The organism is Kitasatospora sp. NPDC057595 (assembly GCF_042800875.1).
Classification (GTDB): domain Bacteria; phylum Actinomycetota; class Actinomycetes; order Streptomycetales; family Streptomycetaceae; genus Kitasatospora.
Genome location: NZ_JBHVGL010000046.1, coordinates 1 through 17,065, shown reverse-complemented (window position 1 = coordinate 17,065; position 17,065 = coordinate 1). Strand labels below are relative to the sequence as shown.

Here is a 17,065-nt window from a genome sequence, read left to right as displayed (position 1 = left end):
CGCCCCCCCGGCGGGGGGGGCGGCGCGGGGGGGCGGGGGGGCGGGCGGGGGGGGGGCCGCCGCGCCCCCCCCCCCCCCCCCCCGCGGAGGGTGCGCCCGTACCGCCCGGGCGGACATCCTGCGGAACGTCTCCGGGCCGCTGTGGTGCTCGCCCGGCCCGAGCGGGGCACTCAGGCCGGGGCGGGAGGAATCGTTCTTCTCGCGGCCCGGCCCTCCCCTGCCCACCGAAGAGCGGCTGCGGCTGCGCGCCGGCGGTGGCCGGCGCGCAGCCGGTCCGCCGCCCACAAGAGCGGGTGCCGAAGAAGAGGTCCCTCATCGCGCTCCGGGCCTCGGCCGGAGCGCGATGAGGTCGTTCACGCCCTCACCCGGGTCCGCCCTCCACGGCTCACACCCACGCCCGCTCGGTGTTCGCCCGGCCCGAGCGCACCGCTCGGGCCGGGCGCGAAGAATCGTTTCTTCCGGGCCCGAGCCCACCCCTCCCCTCCTCCCCGACCACTTGCCCCCAACCCCAAGCCCCATCCACCCAAGTGGTCGGGAAGGAGAGGTGGGGTCACCAGGGCGGCGCGCGCTGGCCTCGGCCGGCGCGCGCCGCAAGCGTGGCACCCGGCTTCGCCGTTTGGGTGGCCCTCGGACGGTGCGGGCCGGGGCCGGGGTGTCCGGCGTGCGGGTGCACGGCGGCGCCGAGGCGGCTCGGGTCGGCACCCGTCACCGCGATGTCGCCCATCCGGTCCGTTCGCAGCACCGTGGCACCCAGCGTGCGCAGCCGGTCCACCGTGCGCGGCGACGGGTGCCCGTACGGGTTGTCCGCACCGCAGGAGATCAGGGCCAGCCGGGGACCCAACGCCGCCGTCAACTCCCAGTCCTGGTGGGCCGAACCGTGGTGAGCCACCTTCAACACGTCCACCTTGCTCTCCTTCCCGTCCGTCCTCAGTCTGCTCAACAGGGCCTCCTGCGCCGGCGGCTCCAGATCGCCCAGCAGGGCCATCCGCACACCGCCCGCCAGGGTCACCAGCAGCGCAACACTGGCGTTGTTCGCACCCGACACGGCCTTCGACTCCTCTCCGTCCGGCCACAGCACCTCCCACGTGACCTCGGCCCCCGCCGACCGGCGCTCGCCGGGACCGGCCCGCGTCAGCGGCACCCCGGCCTGCGCCGCCCATTGCGCGACCCTGGCGGCCTCACCCGGCGGATCGTTCACCGTCGTCCCCTGCACCACCCCGACCCGTCGCCCGTGCAGCACGCCCGGCAGCCCCTCGACGTGATCGGCGTGGAAGTGCGTCGCCAGGAAGAGCGGCACCCGGGTGATCCCCAGATCACGCAGACAGCGGTCGGCGTCCTGCGGATCCGGACCGGCGTCCACCACCACCGCGCTGTCGGGCGGGTCGCCGCTCTCCGGCGCCACCGGCAGCACCAGCATGTCGCCCTGCCCCACGTCGCACATGACCAGCCGCCAGCCCGGCGGCGGCCAGCCGGTCGCGATCCGGGCCAGCGACGGAGGCCGCAGCAACACGGCGAGCAGGACGAGCAGCAGCACGCCCACCGCCACCGAGCGGAGCCGCCCGCGAGGTCGACGCCCACCGGCCCCGTAGGCGGCACGCCGGGGCAGCAGCGACGGCACCACGCAGCAGAGCGCGGCCGTGCCGACGGCGAGGCTCACCGTGCCGACCCATCCACCCGGCCAGGACAGCCGACCGCCCGGAAGCTCCGCCCCGTGCCGGGCGACCGCGGCCAGCCAGCCGACCGGGACGGCTGCGGGCTCGGCGAGCAGCCGGGCCAGCGAGGGTGAGAGCGGGTCGAGTGCCAGGACCGCGAAGCCCAGCAGGGTCGCCGGGGCCACCGCCAGCTCGGCCAGCAGGTTGCACGGGATCCCGACGAGGCTGACGTGCCCGGAGAACACCACTGTCACCGGCGCGCAGAGCGCCTGCGCCGCCGCCGTCGCTCCGACCGCGCCCGCGAGGTGGTGCGGCCAGCCCCGCGCCCGCAGGGCGCCCGCCCAGCGCGGGCCGAGGACCAGCAGCCCGGTCGTGGCGAGCACCGACAGCAGGAAGCCGAAGGAGCGTGCCAGGTACGGGTCGAGGAGGACCAGCAGCAAGGCCGTGCCCGCCAGCGCCGGCACCGCCTGGCGCGGGCGGCCGGTGGCCAGCGCCAGCAGTCCGATCAGCCCCGTCCCCGCCGCTCTGAGCACGCTGGGCTCCGGGCGGCAGATCGTCACGAAGGCCAGGGTGACGGCGGCGCCGAGCAGCGCCGTGGTGCGCAGCGGGATCCCGAGCAGGGCGGCCAGTCCGCGCCGTTCGGCGGTGCCGGCCCGCCCCGGGGCGCCGAGCAGCACGCCCAGCACGATCGCGAGGTTGGCCCCGCTGACCGCGACCAGGTGGGCCAGGTCGGTGTCCCGGAACGCCTCCCAGAGGTCGTCCGGCAGCCGCGAGGTGTCCCCCACGACGAGGCCGGGCAGCAGTCCGCGCTCGTCCGGCGGCAGGCCGTCGGTGGCCTCGCGCAGCCCCTCGCGCAGCCGCCCGGCGATCCGCTGCGGCAGGCTCGGCGGCGCGAGCGTGCGTGGTTCGCCGTGTGCGACCAGCAGCGCCGCCGACCCGCCGCCGCGTTCGCCCGACGGACGGACCGTCACCTCGGCGGCGAGGCGGGTCGAGGGCAGTAGCCGCTCCCACGCGCCGGTGTCCGAACCGCGGACCAGGACGGTGACCGGCGTGCGGGTGCGGACGGTGTGCGGGCCCGGCTTGCCCGGGAGGGCGCCGTCGGGCACGGCGACGCGGTCCACCACGGCGTCCACCGTGAGCAGTGCCTGGCCGGAACCGGAGCCTGCGCCGTGGGAGACGCGCACGCGCGGGTCACCGGTGAGGGTGAGGTCGACGCCGACCTCGGGTGCCGGGCCGGTGGCGCGGGCCAGTTCGGGCAGTGGCCCGCGGTGCAGGTCGGCGGTGTGCAGGAGGGTGGCCGCCGTGGCGGCGGCAGCGGTGAGCAGCACGGCGGCGAGGGTCACGGTGACAGACCGGCGGCGGAGCGGGCCGGCACCCGCACCCGCCCGGCGGGCGAAGAGGACCAACCCGACGAGCGCGGTCACGCCCGCCGCCACCGCGAGGGAGGAGGCGTGCCCGGGGCCCAGGCCGAGGACCGCGGCCGTCACGGCCCAGGCGGCACCGGCGGGCAGCAGCAGGCGGAGGTCGTTCGAGCGAGGCGGGGCGGGGACGGCAGGGGTGGAAGCAGGAGTGGGGGCGGGAGTGGGGGCAGCGGTGGCGATGACGGCACCTCCTTTCGGGCAGGGCAGCGGAAGGGGGCAGCGTTGGCGGACCGTCAGAGGGTGAGCAGCGGCCGGATTTCCGTGTAGGTGCGCTCGCCGATCCCGCTCACCTGCCGGAGTTGGTCAAGAGAGCGGAACGTGCCGCCGTGGGAGGCGCGGAAGGTGAGGATGCGCTGGGCGAGGGTCGGGCCGACGCCGGGGAGCGTGTCGAGCTGTTCGAGGGTGGCGTGGTTGAGACTGACCGGCTGCTTCGACGCACCGGCGGACGGCGGCCCCGGGCCCGCCCCGGTGGCCGGTTGAGGACTCGGCTCGCCGACGAGGATCTGCTCGCCGTCCGCCAGAACGCGGGCCAGGTTGAGGTTCCTGGTGTCCGTCCCGGGCAACGGCCCACCGGCCACCCGCAGGGCGTCCGCGACCCGGGAGCCGCCGGGCAGGATGTGCACCCCCGGGGAGCCGACCCGGCCTCCGATGTCGACCACCACGACGGCGCCCGGCGCCGCGCCGCCGGTATCGCTCGCGGTCGCGCCGCCCGCCGCGCCGGCGGCCGCGGCCTCGGGCGGGCCCGGCCCCGGGGTGGCGGCCGACGGCACCGAGGCGACGGCGATGGCCGGCACCTCGACCCGCTGCGGCCGTGCCAGCCAGAAGTGCTGCACGCCGTAGCCGACGGTGAGCAGCAGGAGGACGAGGAGGCCGACCGCCGCCCGCCGGTCGAGCGTCAGCGCATGGCCCGCCCACGGACTCGCGGCCGGCCCGGGCAGGGGCACGGCCTCATCGAACGCGGCCCGGTCGGGCGCAGGGCAGCCGGGCGGCGGCACACCGGGTGACGGCGCACCGAGCGGCGGCACAACGGGTGACGGCGCACCGAGCGGCGGCGGCGCACCGGAGTCGGTCGGCGCCGCGTACACCGAGGGCTCGGTGTCCGGCGGATCCCCGGCCTCGGGCAGGAGGGCCGCCATCCGCAGGCTCGCGGTCTCGTTGACCCGCTGGATCTCGTGGCGCTTGCGTGCGCCGATTCGCATGCTCGTCATGCGGAGCACGGTAGGAACCGCCCGGACAGGGCGCGGAGATTACCGAATACCTGTGGAAAACCCGGGGGTTGTGGACAAAGAAGCTCACCCTCAGGAGGGAGGAAGGGCGCCAGACGTTGACAACCCGGCACCCGTCACCGGGGCGAGACCACCACCGCCAGCAGCCCCGGCCCGACGTGCGCGCCGATCACCGCCCCCACTTCGCCGACGTAGAGGTCGCGCAGTCCCGGCACCCGTTCCCGCAGGCGCTCGGCGAGCGGCTCGGCCCGGTCCTCCGCCGCCAGGTGGTGGACGGCGATGTCGACCTCCCCCTCCCCCGCCCGCTCGACCGCGACCTCCTCCAACCGTGCGATCGCCCGCGACGCCGTGCGGACCTTCTCCAGGGGCTCGATCCGCCCCCCGTCCAGGTGCAGCAGCGGCTTGACCGCGAGCGCCGAGCCGAGCAGCGCTCGCGCGGCGCCGATCCGGCCGCCCCTGCGCAGGTACTCCAGGGTGTCGACGTAGAAGAACCCGCTGGTCACGGCCGTGCGCCGCTCGACCGCCGCCACCGTCCCGTCGAGGTCCGCGCCGGCCGCGATCGCCTCGGCCGCCGCCAGCACCCCGTACCCGAGGGCCATCCCGACCAGCCGGCTGTCCACCACCCGCACCGGGACGGGCGCCTCGGCCGCCGCGAGCCGGGCGGCCTCCGCCGTCCCGGACAGCTCGCCGGAGATGTGCACCGAGACGATGCCCCGCGCGCCGGCCTCGGCGGCCGACCGGTAGGCGGCGGCGAAGGACTCCGGGCTGGGCCGGGAGGTGGTGACCCGGTGCTTGCCGCGGAGAGCCTCCGCGACGTCCTTCGGGGAGATCTCGACGCCCTCCGCGCGCACCTCGTCGCCGACCGCGACGCTCAGCGGGACCACGGTGATCCCGTGCCGGTCGACGGCGTGCTGGGGCAGATAGGCCGTGGAGTCGGTGACAAGTGCGAGGTCGGCGGGCATGAGGCGGAGGTTACTCCCCACCCGGGCCGGAGGGCAGCATCCGGGTCGCCGCTCGATCGGGCTCGGCCGGGCTCAACCGGCCGAGGGTCCGGCGGACGGCTTGCGCAGCCGCTGCGCCAGCTTGGCCACCGGGTCGGCGAGACCGAGCAGGTCCTCGGCGCTGGGCCGGCCGCCACGGCCGTCCGTGAGCCCCGGCCGGGCCCCGCCCGCCGTCCCCGTCCCAGCGGCCGCACCGGACCCACCGGCCGAACCGGCCTCGCGCGCCGCAGCGGAGACGCCCGAAGCACCCGCAGCACCCGCAGCACCCGCAGCACCCGCAGCACCCGCAGCACCCGCAGCACCCGCAGCAGCATCCCAGTGCCGCAGCGCCCCCGCCTCGTTCTCGCACTCCTGGCTCAGCCGGCTCAGCTCGTCCTCCGCGAACCGGTGCATCCGGTCCTGCGCCGCCCAGCGCATGCTCTCCGCCGAGCGCGTGATCCGCTCGGCGCGCTCGCGCAGCTCCGGCAGCTTCGCCGCGACGCGCCCGGCGTCCGGCTCGCGCTCCAGCATCCGCAGCTCGCCGTCCAGCTCCGCCGCATGGGCGTCCAGCCGGGCCAGCAGCGCGAGCGACTCGCCGAGCTGGCCGTCCTGGGCGACGGCGCCCTGCAGGACCTGCCGGGTGCCGTCCAACGACGTCCGCAGACGCAGGCGGACGGCGGAGATCTGTCCCTGCGGGCCGGTCTGGGTGTAGGTCTTGGCCTTGAGCGTGACGTTCTCGACCGCCCGGCGGGCCTTGGCCTCCTGGCGTTCCATCTTCTCGCCGACCGCCCGGGCGGCCTTGACCAGTCCGACGACGACGAGCACCGCCACCCCGAGCCCGAACAGCACGGAGAGTACGAGCAACACCCCGAGGATCTCCATCACGCGCCACCTTCCGCCAGCCGAACCGGCCCCCACCGGGCCCAACGCGGGCCGGCCCACCGTGGGTTCCACCGTAGCCCCGGCAGCCGCCCCGCGGGCGGTCGATCAGGGCCGCCGGGCCGGAGTTCAGGGGCGGGTTCAGGGACGACTAGGGGTGAACCCCGAGCCCCGAGCCCAGCCCCCCGAGCCCAGCCCCCCGAGCCCAGCTCCCCAAGCCCAGCTCCCCAAGCCCCAAGCCCCCGGCCCCCTCCCCCGACGCCCCCGAAGACGCCGCGGGGCGGACGCTCCCGAAGGAACGCCCGCCCCGCCACCGGCAGCGGCCTCAGCCGGTGACGATGTTGACCAGCTTCGGCGCCCGCGCGATCACCTTGCGCACCTCGGCCCCGCCGATCGCCGCGACGACCGCCGGGTCGGCCAGCGCCAGCGCCTCCAGCTCGGCGTCCGAGATCGACGGCGCGACCTCCAGCCGGGCCTTGACCTTGCCCTTGACCTGCACCACGCAGGTCACCGTCTCGTCGACGACGTACGCCGGGTCGGCCACCGGGTAGTCGGTGTGCGCCAGCGACTCGCCGTGGCCCAGCCGGCGCCACAGCTCCTCCGCGATGTGCGGGGCCAGCGGGGCGACCGCCAGCACCACCTGCTCGGCCACCGAGCGCGGCGTGGACCCACGCTTGACCAGGTAGTTGTTCAGCTCGATCGCCTTGGCGACGGCCGTGTTGAAGCGCAGCCCGGCCATGTCCCCGCGGATGCCGTCGACGGCCTTGTGCAGGGCACGCAGCGTCGCCTCGTCCGGCTCCTCCTCCGTCACCACCAGCTCGCCGGTCGTCTCGTCGACGATGTTGCGCCACAGCCGCTGCAGGAAGCGGTAGGAGCCGACGACGGCGCGGGTGTCCCACGGACGGGAGACGTCCAGCGGGCCCATCGACATCTCGTACAGGCGCAGCGTGTCGGCGCCGTACTCGTCGGCGATCTCGTCGGGGGCGACGGCGTTCTTCAGGGACTTGCCCATCTTGCCGGCCTCGCGCTTGACCTGCTCGCCCTGCCAGAAGTACTGGCCGCCGCGCTCCTCGACCTCGGCGGCGGGCACCGGGAAGCCGCGCTCGTCGCGGTAGACGTCGGCGGTGATCATGCCCTGGTTGAACAGCTTGTGGAACGGCTCGACGGACGAGACGTGGCCCAGGTCGTGCAGCACCTTGTGCCAGAAGCGGGCGTACAGCAGGTGCAGGACGGCGTGCTCGGCACCGCCGACGTACAGGTCGGCGCCGCCGCCGGGCTTCTGCTCGGTGGGGCCCAGCCAGTAGCGCTCGTTGGCCGGGTCGACGACCTGCTCGCGGTTGGACGGGTCGATGTAGCGCAGCTCGTACCAGCAGGAGCCGGCCCAGTTGGGCATGGTGTTGGTCTCGCGGCGGTACTTCTTCGGGCCGTCGCCCAGGTCCAGCTCGACGTTGACCCAGTCCTCGTTGCGGGACAGCGGGGTCTTCGGCGTGGAGGTGGAGTCGTACGGGTCGTAGGTGTGCGGCGAGTAGTCGTCGACCTGCGGAACTTCGACGGGCAGCATCGACTCGGGCAGCGCGTGCATGACGCCGTCCTCGTCGTAGACGATCGGGAAGGGCTCGCCCCAGTACCGCTGGCGGCTGAACAGCCAGTCGCGCAGGCGGTAGTTGACGGTGCCTTCGCCGATGCCGCGCGCGGTCAGCCAGGCGGTGACGGCGGCCTTGGCGTCGACGACGCTCAGGCCGTTCAGCGCGATGCCGTCCGCGGTGCCCTCGTCGTGGGCCGAGTTGACGATGACGGAGTCGTAGGTGTCGAACGCGTCGTCCCAGTCGGCCGGGTCCTCGCCGCGGCCGTCGGTGGGCTCGACGACGCAGCGCATCGGCAGGTCGAAGGCGCGCGCGAAGGCGAAGTCGCGGTGGTCGTGGGCGGGGACGGCCATGATGGCGCCGGTGCCGTAGCCCATCAGCACGTAGTCGGCGATGAAGACCGGGACGGGCTCGCCGCTGACCGGGTTGACGGCGTAGGCGCCGGTGAAGACGCCGGTCTTGACCTTGGCCTCGACCTGTCGCTCGACGTCGGACTTGGCGGCCGCGGCGGCGCGGTAGGCGGTGACGGCCTCGGCGGGGGTGGCGGCGCCGCCGGTCCACGCCTCGCGGGTGCCCTCGGGCCAGGCGGCGGGCACGATCGTGTCGACCAGCTCGTGCTCGGGGGCCAGGACCATGTAGGTGGCGCCGAACAGGGTGTCGGGGCGGGTGGTGAAGACGGTGATCTTCCGGTCGCCGCCGACGCCGCCGTCACCCACGCCACCGACCGAGAAGTCGACGCGGGCGCCCTCGGAGCGGCCGATCCAGTTGCGCTGCTGCAGCTTGATCGCCTCGGGCCAGTCCAGCAGGTCCAGGTCGGAGATCAGCCGGTCGGAGTAGGCGGTGATCCGCATCATCCACTGGCGCAGGTTGGACTTGAAGACGGGGAAGTTGCCGCGCTCGGAGCGACCGTCGGCGGTGACCTCCTCGTTGGACAGCACGGTGCCCAGGCCGGGGCACCAGTTGACCGGCACCTCCTTGGCGTAGGCCAGCCGGTACTCGCCCAGCACGTCCTCGCGCTCGGCGCCGTTCAGCTCGGACCAGGCGCGGCCGCCGGGGACCTCACGGCCGCCGTTCTCGAACTCGGCGACCAGCTCGGCGATCGGGCGGGCCTTGGCGGCCTGCTCGTCGTACCAGGAGTCGAAGATCTGCAGGAAGATCCACTGCGTCCAGCGGTAGTACTCGGGGTCGATCGTGGCGATCGAGCGGCGCGGGTCGTGGCCCAGGCCCAGCCGGCGCAGCTGCTGGCGCATGTTGGCGATGTTGGCCTCGGTGGAGACCCGCGGGTGGGTGCCGGTCTGCACGGCGTACTGCTCGGCGGGCAGGCCGAAGGAGTCGTAGCCCAGGGTGTGCAGGACGTTGTAGCCGTTCATCCGCTGGTAGCGGGCGAAGACGTCGGTGGCGATGTAGCCCAGCGGGTGGCCGACGTGCAGGCCGGCGCCCGACGGGTACGGGAACATGTCCATGATGAAGCTGTGCGGCTTCGCGGCGACGTCGGCGCCGGCCGGGTCGACCAGGTCACCGGCCGGGTTGGGGGCGTGGAACGTCCCCTCCTTCTCCCAGATGTCCTGCCAGCGGGACTCGATCTCCGCCGCCAGGGCGGCGCTGTACCGGAACGGCGCGGTCGCGGTGTCGGCCGCACCGGACGCAGGGGTCGTCTCGCTCATGGTCCTTCAAGCTCCATCGATGTCAGTTGGCGAACCGGCGTACAGGGCCGGCGGCGGGACGGGTGCCCGGGCGGGACCCGGACGGGACCCGGACGGACGCCGGGCGGCGGGCCCGGGCGGAAAACAAAAAAGCCCCTCGCAGGAGGGGGTGCCACGCCGACTCCGGCCCCGCCCTCGGGCGTGGCCGGTCCTGGTCAGCGCGGCCGACTAAGGAGCAGGCGCGCGGTTCGCATGGGCTCAGGGTACCGCAAGGGGGTCGGCCGCTCCCCGGGGATACCGCCGACGCGCCTTCCGCCCCGCGCCCCGCCACCCGGCGCTACGACCCCTCCGACGTGCCCGCGCCCGCACGCGATGCACCGGCCGAGCCCGCCCCCGCCCCACCCACCGGTCCCCCACCGACCGAACCCGCACCCGCCCCCGCCACGCCGTCCCCCGCCGACCGGAACGCCGCGTCGATCCCCCGCAGCGCCCGCGCCACCCGCTCCGACTGCATCCCCGCCGCCAGCGCCCGCGCCCGGTCCGCGGTGCGCGCCGCTTCCGCGGTGTCACCCGCCAGCCGCTGCGAGTCGGCCAGCCGGACCATCAGCAGCGCCCGCACCCGCGCCCGGCCCGGCCCCAGACCGCCCACCGCCTCGGCCAGCAACGCCTGCGCCCGCCCGTGCTCACCCAGGAACAGGTACCCCTCCCCCACCATCCCCGCGAGGTCCGCCCGCCGCTCGCCCCCCGTGCCCTCCACGCCCCCGGCGCCGCCCGGGGCCCCGTCCAGCTCCGCGAACGCCCGCCCCGCCGTCTCGGCGAGCCCGGCCGCGTCGCCGCGCCGACCGTGGGCGCGGGCGATCCGGCCGAGCTGCAGCGCCCGGTCGGCCGGGCCGAGCCCGTCCCCGGCCGCCGCCACCGCCTGCGCGAGCACCGTGACCACGTCGAGCCCGCGCCCGCCCGCGCTCCAGGTGGCCAGCACCACCAGGCCGCCGAGCACCGCCACCCCGTCCCGGCGTCCGCCGCTCAGGTGGGCGGCGCGCAGCGCGGCGGCGAACGCCCGCTGGGCGGTGGCGTCGTGGCCGAGGTCGAAGGCGGCCCAGGCGGCGAGCCGGGCGAGGCGGCCCGCCGCGCCGTACAGCGCCCGGCCGAGCGGTTCGTCGTACCCGCCGAGCTCCAGCAGCTTGGCGACCATGGCCAGTTCGGCGCGGACGGGGCCGAGGACGAGTCCGCCGCCGCAGGACCGTTCCAGCCGCACTTTGCTGCGGTGGGTGGCGGCGAGTTCGCCGATCAGCGCCGGGTCGACGCGCAGCGCGCCGTCGCCGGAGAGGGCGGGCGGCGGGGTGGCCAGCCGGCGGGCGGCCTCGGCGACGTCGGCGCCGCGGAAGAGGTCGGTGAGGCGCACGGGGCCGGCGTCGGCGGCGGTCTCGCGCAGCGCGGTCTGCGCGGTGTCGGCGGTCCACGGGTCGGTGAGCAGGCGCGGGGAGAGGATCTTGGCACCGCGGTGGCCGCCCATCGGGCCCCAGAGCTGCTCGTAGGTGACGGCGATGCCGAGGGTGCGGCCGAGCACCTCGCAGACGGCCTGGTCGTGCGGGCTGCGCGGGACCATGCCGCGGTCGCGCCACTTGTAGGGGGCGGTGGAGCTGATCGCGAGCCGGGCCGGGACGGTGAGGTTGACCTCGCGGGCGAGCCGCTCCGGGCTCCAGCCGAGCTGGTGGAGTATCCGGGCGAGTTCCTCGTTGCGTCTGCGCTCCAGATCGGCCATGGATCCGACGGTAGCGTTCCGCCGGGGGCGTGCGCCGGGAGGTCGTGGAAAAGCCGCGAACGCCGAAGGCCGCCTCCCGTGACGGGAGGCGGCCTTCGTTTCCTGTGGAGCTACGGGGAATTGAACCCCGGACCTCTTGCATGCCATGCAAGCGCTCTACCAACTGAGCTACAGCCCCTTGACCTGCGATGTCACCGGGGGTTTTGTTCCGTTTCCCTCGGCGACATCGACTACTTTACACGGTCCGGGGGGTGCTCCACGAATCCGTTCCCGCGACGGCCCCCTACCCGCCCGCGGGCCCGTCCGCCGACCGCTCCTCCCGGACCTCGGCGACGGCCCCGGCCCGGCCGGTGACCGCACCCCGAGCGGCGCCCCGGACAGCCACCCGGGCGGCGAAGCCGGTGGCCAGCGCGACGGCCCCGCCGACGGTGGCCGTGGCGAGCAGCAGCCCGTGGCCGGAGTCGGCGGCGGACGCCGGCGGGTCGACCGCGCCGAGGAACACCGAGCCGACCAGCGCGATGCCGATGACCTGGCCGAGCTGGACCGCGGTGACCACGACCCCGCTGCCGTCCGCCGCGTCGGCGGGGGCGACCCTGGCGAGCGCCCGGGTGACCAGCGGCGCGTAGGCGCAGCCGCCGAGCAGCCCGAGGACGGCGGAGAGCGCCAGCGCCACCGCGCCGACCGCGGAGCCGTCGCGCAGCAGGACGCCGAACAGGACGTAGCCGACGGCGAGCAGGCCGGCGCCGAGCGTGGGCAGGACGCCGTGCAGGCGCCCGGGCAGCCGCTGCCAGTACAGGCTGGCGACGCCGAAGCCGGCGGCGACCGGAGCGGAGTCGAGCCCGGCGCGCAGGGCGCTGTACCCGAGCCCGGACTGCTGGTGCAGGGCGAAGGAGAACATGAAGCCGGCGAAGGCCAGCAGGATCATGAACACCGCGCCGACGGCGGGCAGCAGTCCGGCCGCGCCGAGGACCCGCCCGCTGATCAGCGGCTGCCCGCCGCGCCGCGCGATCCGCCGCTCGACGACCGCGAACAGGGCGAACAGCAGCGCGCTCGCGGTGAGCATCGCCCAGCCCCAGCCGGGCCAGCCGAGTTCGTGGCCGAGCACCAGCGGGACGACGAGCAGCCCGATCGCGGCGGCGAGCACCAGCAGGCCGGGCACGTCGAAGCCGCGGTCGCGGTCCCCGGGCAGCTTCGGCAGCAGCCGGGCTCCGGCCGCCAGCAGCAGCACGCCGATCGGCAGGTTGACCAGGAAGACCGGGCGCCAGCCGGAGCCGAACAGATCGGCGCTGACGAGCACCCCGCCGAGCACCTGACCGGCCGCGATGCCGCCGGCGAGGACGGCCGAGTACAGGCCCAGGGCGCGGACCCGGGCCTGGCCGGTGAAGGTCCGCTGGATGAGGCTCATCACCTGGGGGACCATCAGGGCCGCTCCGGCGCCCTGGAGCAGCCGGGCGGCGATCAGCCAGCCGGTGCCGGGGGCCAGCCCGCAGGCCAGCGAGGCGGCGGTGAAGGCGGCCAGGCCGCTCTGGAAGACCCGGCTGTAGCCGTAGCGGGCGCCGAGCCGGGCGCCGGTGATGAGCAGGACGGCGTAGGCGACGGTGTAGCCGGCCACCACGAGTTGCAGGGCGGCGCCGGAGGCGTGCAGGTCGGTGCGGATGGTCTGCACAGCGACGTTGACGATGGCGGCGTCGAGGACGGCCATGAACTGGCCGCCGAGGACGAGCGCGAGCAGCGGTCCGGGCCGGGCGACGGACGCCGTACCGGGCCGGACCGCGGGGGCGCCGGCCGCCGGGGCGGCCCCGGCCGCTCGGCGCCGGGTCTGGAGATCGGTCATGCGTCGAGCCTCACGGCGGCCCGGTACCAGTGGTTAGTGTCTGCGGATCCTGGTACTGGCAGCACCTGTTTCGGCCCGCGGGGCTGCGGCACGATGGCGGGTATGACCGTCGTGGACACCCCCGGCACCGTCAAGCCCCCCGTCGCCGGGAAACCCCCCGCCGCCGGCAGGCACCCCGTCGCCGGCGCGGCCCCCGCCGGCCGGCGCGACCGCCGGCGCACCGAGCTGGCCGACTTCCTGCGCGCCCGCCGCGCCCGGGTCTCCCCCGAGGACGTCGGCCTGCCGCCCGGACTGCGCCGCCGCACCCCGGGCCTGCGCCGCGAGGAGGTGGCACAGCTCGCCGGGGTCGGGGTCACCTGGTACACGTGGCTGGAGCAGGGGCGCCGGATCAACGCCAGCGCCCAGGTGCTCACGGCGGTGGCCCGGGTGCTGCTGCTGGACGCCGCCGAGCGCGCGCACCTGTTCCGGCTGGCCGGGGTGGCGGTGCGGCCCACGGCGTTCCCGGACCCGGTGCTGGACCCGTCGACCCAGCTGATCCTGGACGCGCTGGTGCCGCTGCCGGCCGCGGTCTCCAACAGCCGGTACGACGTGCTGGGGTGGAACTCCACCTACGAGGCGCTGTTCGCCGCGAGCCGGGCGCGGACGGCCGACGGCTGGTTCAACAGCCTCTGGTGCACGGTGACCAGCCCGGAGTGCTGCAACCCGTTCCTGAACCGGGCCGAGCAGCTGCCGACGATGGTCGCGGTGCTGCGCGGCGCGTACGGGCGGCACGTCGGCGAGCCGGCGTGGGAGGAGTTCGTGCAGTCGCTGCGGGAGGCGAGCGAGGAGTTCCGGGAGCTGTGGGCCCGGCAGGAGGTGTCCTCGCGGCGGACGTCGCTGAAGGTGTTCTGGCACCCGCGGGTGGGCGTGATGCGGCTGAACGCGACGTACCTGACGATCCCCGGGATCCCGGAGGCGTACGTCGCCGTCTACACCCCGGACGGGCCGGAGGACCGCGCGCGGGTGGAGCGGCTGGCGGCGCTGGGGCCGGGCGGCCGGACCGCCACCTGCGACCACGCCCGCACCGGGCCCACCGAATGAGCCCCCCCGCGCACGGGGAGCAATGGGAACGACGGAAGGCCGCCACCCATCGGGTGACGGCCTTCCACAGTCTGTGGAGCTACGGGGAATTGAACCCCGGACCTCTTGCATGCCATGCAAGCGCTCTACCAACTGAGCTACAGCCCCGCGACACACGTGGCCCTCACGGACCCCGGGTGCGGAGTGGAGCTACGGGGAATTGAACCCCGGACCTCTTGCATGCCATGCAAGCGCTCTACCAACTGAGCTACAGCCCCTCACTCGCCGGATTTCCCGCTTCCCTTCCGGGCCGCGTTCCCTCCGTGCGAACGAGGAAGACTCTAACCGCAAAGGCCCGGAACTGCGAAATCCGCTCTCCGGGGCCCCCTCCGCACCCCCACCCGGGGGATCTCAGGTGTCGTCGCCGATGACGGGCTGGGGCAGGGTGCCCGCGTTGTGCTCCAGCAGCCGCCAGCCCCGCGCGCCGCGGCCCAGCACGGACCAGCAGCAGTTCGACAGCCCGCCGAAGCACTCCCACAGCACCGGCTCCAGGCCGAGCATCCGCCCGAGCATGGTGCGGATGGTGCCGCCGTGGCTGACCACGACCAGGGTGCCGCCCTCGGGCAGCTTGCCGGCCGCGTCGAGCACCACCGGCACGGAACGGTCCGCGACCTCGCTCGCGAGCTCACCGCCGCCGCGCCGGACCGGCTCGCCGCGGGTCCAGGCCGCGTACTCCTCGGGGTGGCGCTCACGGATCTCCGCGTTGGTCAGCCCCTGCCAGGAGCCCGCGTAGGTCTCGCGCAGCCCCTCGTGGTGCTCGACGTCCAGGCCGGTGACCTTGGCCAGCTCCTCGGCGGTGCGCCGGGCCCGCTGGAGGTCGGAGGAGATCAGCAGGTCCGGGCGCAGGCCGGAGAGCAGCCGGGCGGCCCGCTGGGCCTGCAGCACGCCCTGCCCGGTCAGTTCGATGTCCGTGGTGCCCTGGAAGCGGGATTCGAGGTTCCAGGAGGTCTGGCCGTGCCGCCAGAAGACGATGCGCGGACCCCGCGCGTCCCGGCTCAGCTGTAGTCCTCGGCGCCGAAGTCGTCCGCCGGGGCGACCTCGGCCGGGGCGACGGCGTTGCCGGCCGCGTCGGTGTGGGCGTCGGGGCGGTTGCGGGAGGCGATGGCGTCCTCCGGCAGCGCCAGCTCGGGGCAGTCCTTCCAGAGCCGGTCCAGCGAGTAGAAGGAGCGCTCCTCGGAGTGCTGGACGTGCACGACGATGTCGAGGTAGTCGAGCAGGATCCAGCGGCCCTCGCGCTCGCCCTCCCGGCGCACCGGCTTGATGTCCAGCTTCTCGCGCAGCTGGTCCTCGATCTCCTCGGCGATCGAGCGGACCTGGCGGTCGTTGCTCGCGGAGGCGATCAGGAAGGCGTCGGTGATCGACAGCACCTCGCTGACGTCGAACGCGACGATGTTGTGGGCCAGCTTGTCGGCCGCCGCCTGGGCGGCGACGTTGATGAGTTCCTGGCTGTGCTCAGTGGCGGTCACGGTGTTCTTCCGGCTCGGCGGCTTGGGGGCGCCCCGGGCGCGGCGCGCCGGGGATCGCCTTCCAGGATCTCACGCCGTCCCGGCGGCCCCGGAACCGTTTTCCGGGGCCGCCCGCCCGTCCGCGGCCGGGCTACTGGGTCTTCGGCGGCGCGTAGTCCTTGCCGAGGACGACGACCAGGTCGGCGTTCTGCGCGTCGGTGACCTTCTTGACCGCCGTCTCCGGCAGGTTGAGGCTGGTCGCCAGCGACTTCGCGGCGGCCTGCCGGGCGTCGTCGGTGTAGCGGATCTCACTGGCCGGCTGCGGCGTGCCCTTGGCGCCGCCGGGCACGAAGGTCAGGCCCGCGTTGACCACCTGGACCTGGGCGGCGGCGGCCGCCTGGTCGTTGCCGGTGGCGTCCACGAGGGAGACCCGGGCCGGTGCGTCACCGCTGGTCGCGGCCTTGACGGTGCCGCCGAGCACCTCCTTGACCTGCTGGCCGGCGGTGGCCTCGTCGAGCGAGCCGTCCGGCTTGACGGTCAGCGCGCTGGTGCCGAACCGGCCGTCCTTGGCGAGCTGCGCCATCTGCGCGAGCACCCCGGCGAGCGCGTCCTCGGGCAGCGAGGGGTCGAGCACCGCGTTCATCCGGTGCACGTCGTCCTTGGCCTCCTTGAACTCGACCGGCATGGTGCGCACCACGGCGTCCATCACCTGGCCGAACCGGGCGAGCTGGGCGTCGCGGTTCTCGCCGCCGTTCTGCAGGGTGGCGTAGGCCACCGCCGCCTTCCCGCTGAGCAGGGTGTTCTTGCCCGCGGCGGCGAGCACCTTGCCGTCCGGCTTGCCCCCGTCGTGGACCTCGGCGTTGGTGTCCACCCGGACGCCGCCGAGCTGGGCGACCAGCAGTTCCAGGTAGGGGGTGTCCAGGCGCCAGGTGCCGGCGACCGGGGCGCCGAGCACGGTGGTCAGGCCTTCGCGGGTGCCGGAGGCGCCGAGGGTGTCCATGGCCTGGCCGATTGTGGTGACCGGCGGGTCGCCGGGGCCGGGCAGCCGCAGCGTGTCCGGCAGCAGCAGGACGGTGCCCTTGCGGCCGGAGGCGTCGTTGACCAGCAGCGCGCTGGAGACCTTGCCCTGGAGGTCGCGCAGGTGGACGACGTTGACCTGGCGCGGTCCGGCGGCGCCGGCCGCGCTCTTCGCGTCGTCGCCGGTGAACCAGAGGTAGCCGCCGGTGCCGGCCGCGGCGAGCGCGAGGACCACGCCGGCGCCGATCAGCCGGGTGCGCAGCTTGCGGCGGCGCTCGGCGCGCACCTCGCTGCGGGACTCGGCGAACTTCAGCCAGTCGATGACGTCCTCGGACTTCTCCGCCTCGTCGTCGACGAAGGTGAACTCGTCCGTGGGGTAGCCGTCCTCGGCCCCGCCGGCGGCGGTCCTGGCCCGGGCCGGGCGGGCACCGCCGACCTGCTCGGACGGCGGCGCGGGCCGGGCGGGGGCGGCCGGCTCGGCGGCGGCCGGGCGCGGCACCCGGG

The 17,065-nt window shown here is 75.3% G+C and carries 11 protein-coding genes and 3 tRNA genes; 1 reads left to right on the top strand and 13 read right to left on the bottom strand.

The genetic code is table 11. From position 1 onward, the window contains the following. Nucleotides 1-550: 550 nt before the first annotated feature. The 8 genes from ACFU9E_RS35010 to ACFU9E_RS34975 all read right to left on the bottom strand — a co-directional run bounded on the left by ACFU9E_RS35010 (nucleotide 551) and on the right by ACFU9E_RS34975 (nucleotide 12,980). Complete coding sequence (locus ACFU9E_RS35010) at nucleotides 551-3,139, bottom strand: ComEC/Rec2 family competence protein (RefSeq protein WP_380715664.1); 2,589 nt, start codon at nucleotides 3,137-3,139, stop codon at nucleotides 551-553. Nucleotides 3,140-3,306: 167 nt separating this feature from the next. Then, nucleotides 3,307-4,281 (bottom strand): helix-hairpin-helix domain-containing protein, encoded by a 975-nt coding sequence (locus tag ACFU9E_RS35005; protein WP_380685146.1) that lies wholly within the window; start codon nucleotides 4,279-4,281, stop codon nucleotides 3,307-3,309. A 134-nt stretch (nucleotides 4,282-4,415) separates the two neighbouring features. Then, the gene (locus ACFU9E_RS35000; protein WP_380685145.1) at nucleotides 4,416-5,261 is read right to left on the bottom strand and encodes a DegV family protein; all 846 of its coding nucleotides are present in this window, start codon (nucleotides 5,259-5,261) and stop codon (nucleotides 4,416-4,418) included. A gap of 72 nt (nucleotides 5,262-5,333) precedes the next feature. Beyond that, nucleotides 5,334-6,161, bottom strand: coding sequence for a hypothetical protein (locus ACFU9E_RS34995; RefSeq protein WP_380685144.1), 828 nt, complete (start codon nucleotides 6,159-6,161; stop codon nucleotides 5,334-5,336). Nucleotides 6,162-6,483: 322 nt separating this feature from the next. Further along, on the bottom strand, nucleotides 6,484-9,405 hold the full coding sequence (gene leuS / locus ACFU9E_RS34990) for a leucine--tRNA ligase (RefSeq protein WP_380685143.1): 2,922 nt from the start codon (nucleotides 9,403-9,405) through the stop codon (nucleotides 6,484-6,486). 316 nt (nucleotides 9,406-9,721) lie between these two features. Then, nucleotides 9,722-11,146: a hypothetical protein gene (locus ACFU9E_RS34985; protein ID WP_380685142.1), complete on the bottom strand. Its 1,425-nt coding sequence runs from the start codon at nucleotides 11,144-11,146 to the stop codon at nucleotides 9,722-9,724. 105 nt (nucleotides 11,147-11,251) lie between these two features. Next, nucleotides 11,252-11,324 (bottom strand) — tRNA-Ala (locus ACFU9E_RS34980). A gap of 105 nt (nucleotides 11,325-11,429) precedes the next feature. Beyond that, complete coding sequence (locus ACFU9E_RS34975) at nucleotides 11,430-12,980, bottom strand: MFS transporter (protein ID WP_380688052.1); 1,551 nt, start codon at nucleotides 12,978-12,980, stop codon at nucleotides 11,430-11,432. 102 nt (nucleotides 12,981-13,082) lie between these two features. On the opposite strand from ACFU9E_RS34975, the gene ACFU9E_RS34970 reads away from it, so the two are divergent. Further along, complete coding sequence (locus ACFU9E_RS34970; protein WP_380688050.1) at nucleotides 13,083-14,060, top strand: helix-turn-helix transcriptional regulator; 978 nt, start codon at nucleotides 13,083-13,085, stop codon at nucleotides 14,058-14,060. 74 nt (nucleotides 14,061-14,134) lie between these two features. Here the strand turns inward: ACFU9E_RS34970 and ACFU9E_RS34965 are convergent. From ACFU9E_RS34965 to ACFU9E_RS34945, 5 genes are all read right to left on the bottom strand, one after another. Next, nucleotides 14,135-14,207 (bottom strand) — tRNA-Ala (locus ACFU9E_RS34965). Between the two features lie 37 nt (nucleotides 14,208-14,244). Next, nucleotides 14,245-14,317: transfer RNA gene (locus ACFU9E_RS34960), tRNA-Ala, on the bottom strand. A 133-nt stretch (nucleotides 14,318-14,450) separates the two neighbouring features. Then, nucleotides 14,451-15,098, bottom strand: coding sequence for a histidine phosphatase family protein (locus tag ACFU9E_RS34955; RefSeq protein WP_380688054.1), 648 nt, complete (start codon nucleotides 15,096-15,098; stop codon nucleotides 14,451-14,453). After that, nucleotides 15,095-15,565, bottom strand: a complete 471-nt coding sequence (gene rsfS, locus ACFU9E_RS34950; RefSeq protein ID WP_355372238.1) for a ribosome silencing factor — start codon at nucleotides 15,563-15,565, stop codon at nucleotides 15,095-15,097. Before rsfS ends, ACFU9E_RS34955 begins: the two co-directional genes overlap by 4 nt. A 130-nt stretch (nucleotides 15,566-15,695) precedes the next feature. Next, nucleotides 15,696-17,065 (bottom strand): LytR C-terminal domain-containing protein (locus ACFU9E_RS34945; RefSeq protein WP_380688048.1); only part of this gene is annotated, 1,370 nt, incomplete at its 5' end.

Excerpts from the sequence above, each read along its gene's own strand:
- ACFU9E_RS35005 (WP_380685146.1), bottom strand. The coding sequence starts at position 4,281 with ATGACGAGCATGCGAATCGGCGCACGCAAGCGCCACGAGATCCAGCGG.
- ACFU9E_RS35000 (WP_380685145.1), bottom strand. The coding sequence starts at position 5,261 with ATGCCCGCCGACCTCGCACTTGTCACCGACTCCACGGCCTATCTGCCC.
- ACFU9E_RS34995 (WP_380685144.1), bottom strand. The coding sequence starts at position 6,161 with ATGGAGATCCTCGGGGTGTTGCTCGTACTCTCCGTGCTGTTCGGGCTC.
- leuS (WP_380685143.1), bottom strand. The coding sequence starts at position 9,405 with ATGAGCGAGACGACCCCTGCGTCCGGTGCGGCCGACACCGCGACCGCG.
- ACFU9E_RS34985 (WP_380685142.1), bottom strand. The coding sequence starts at position 11,146 with ATGGCCGATCTGGAGCGCAGACGCAACGAGGAACTCGCCCGGATACTC.
- ACFU9E_RS34975 (WP_380688052.1), bottom strand. The coding sequence starts at position 12,980 with ATGACCGATCTCCAGACCCGGCGCCGAGCGGCCGGGGCCGCCCCGGCG.
- ACFU9E_RS34970 (WP_380688050.1), top strand. The coding sequence starts at position 13,083 with ATGACCGTCGTGGACACCCCCGGCACCGTCAAGCCCCCCGTCGCCGGG.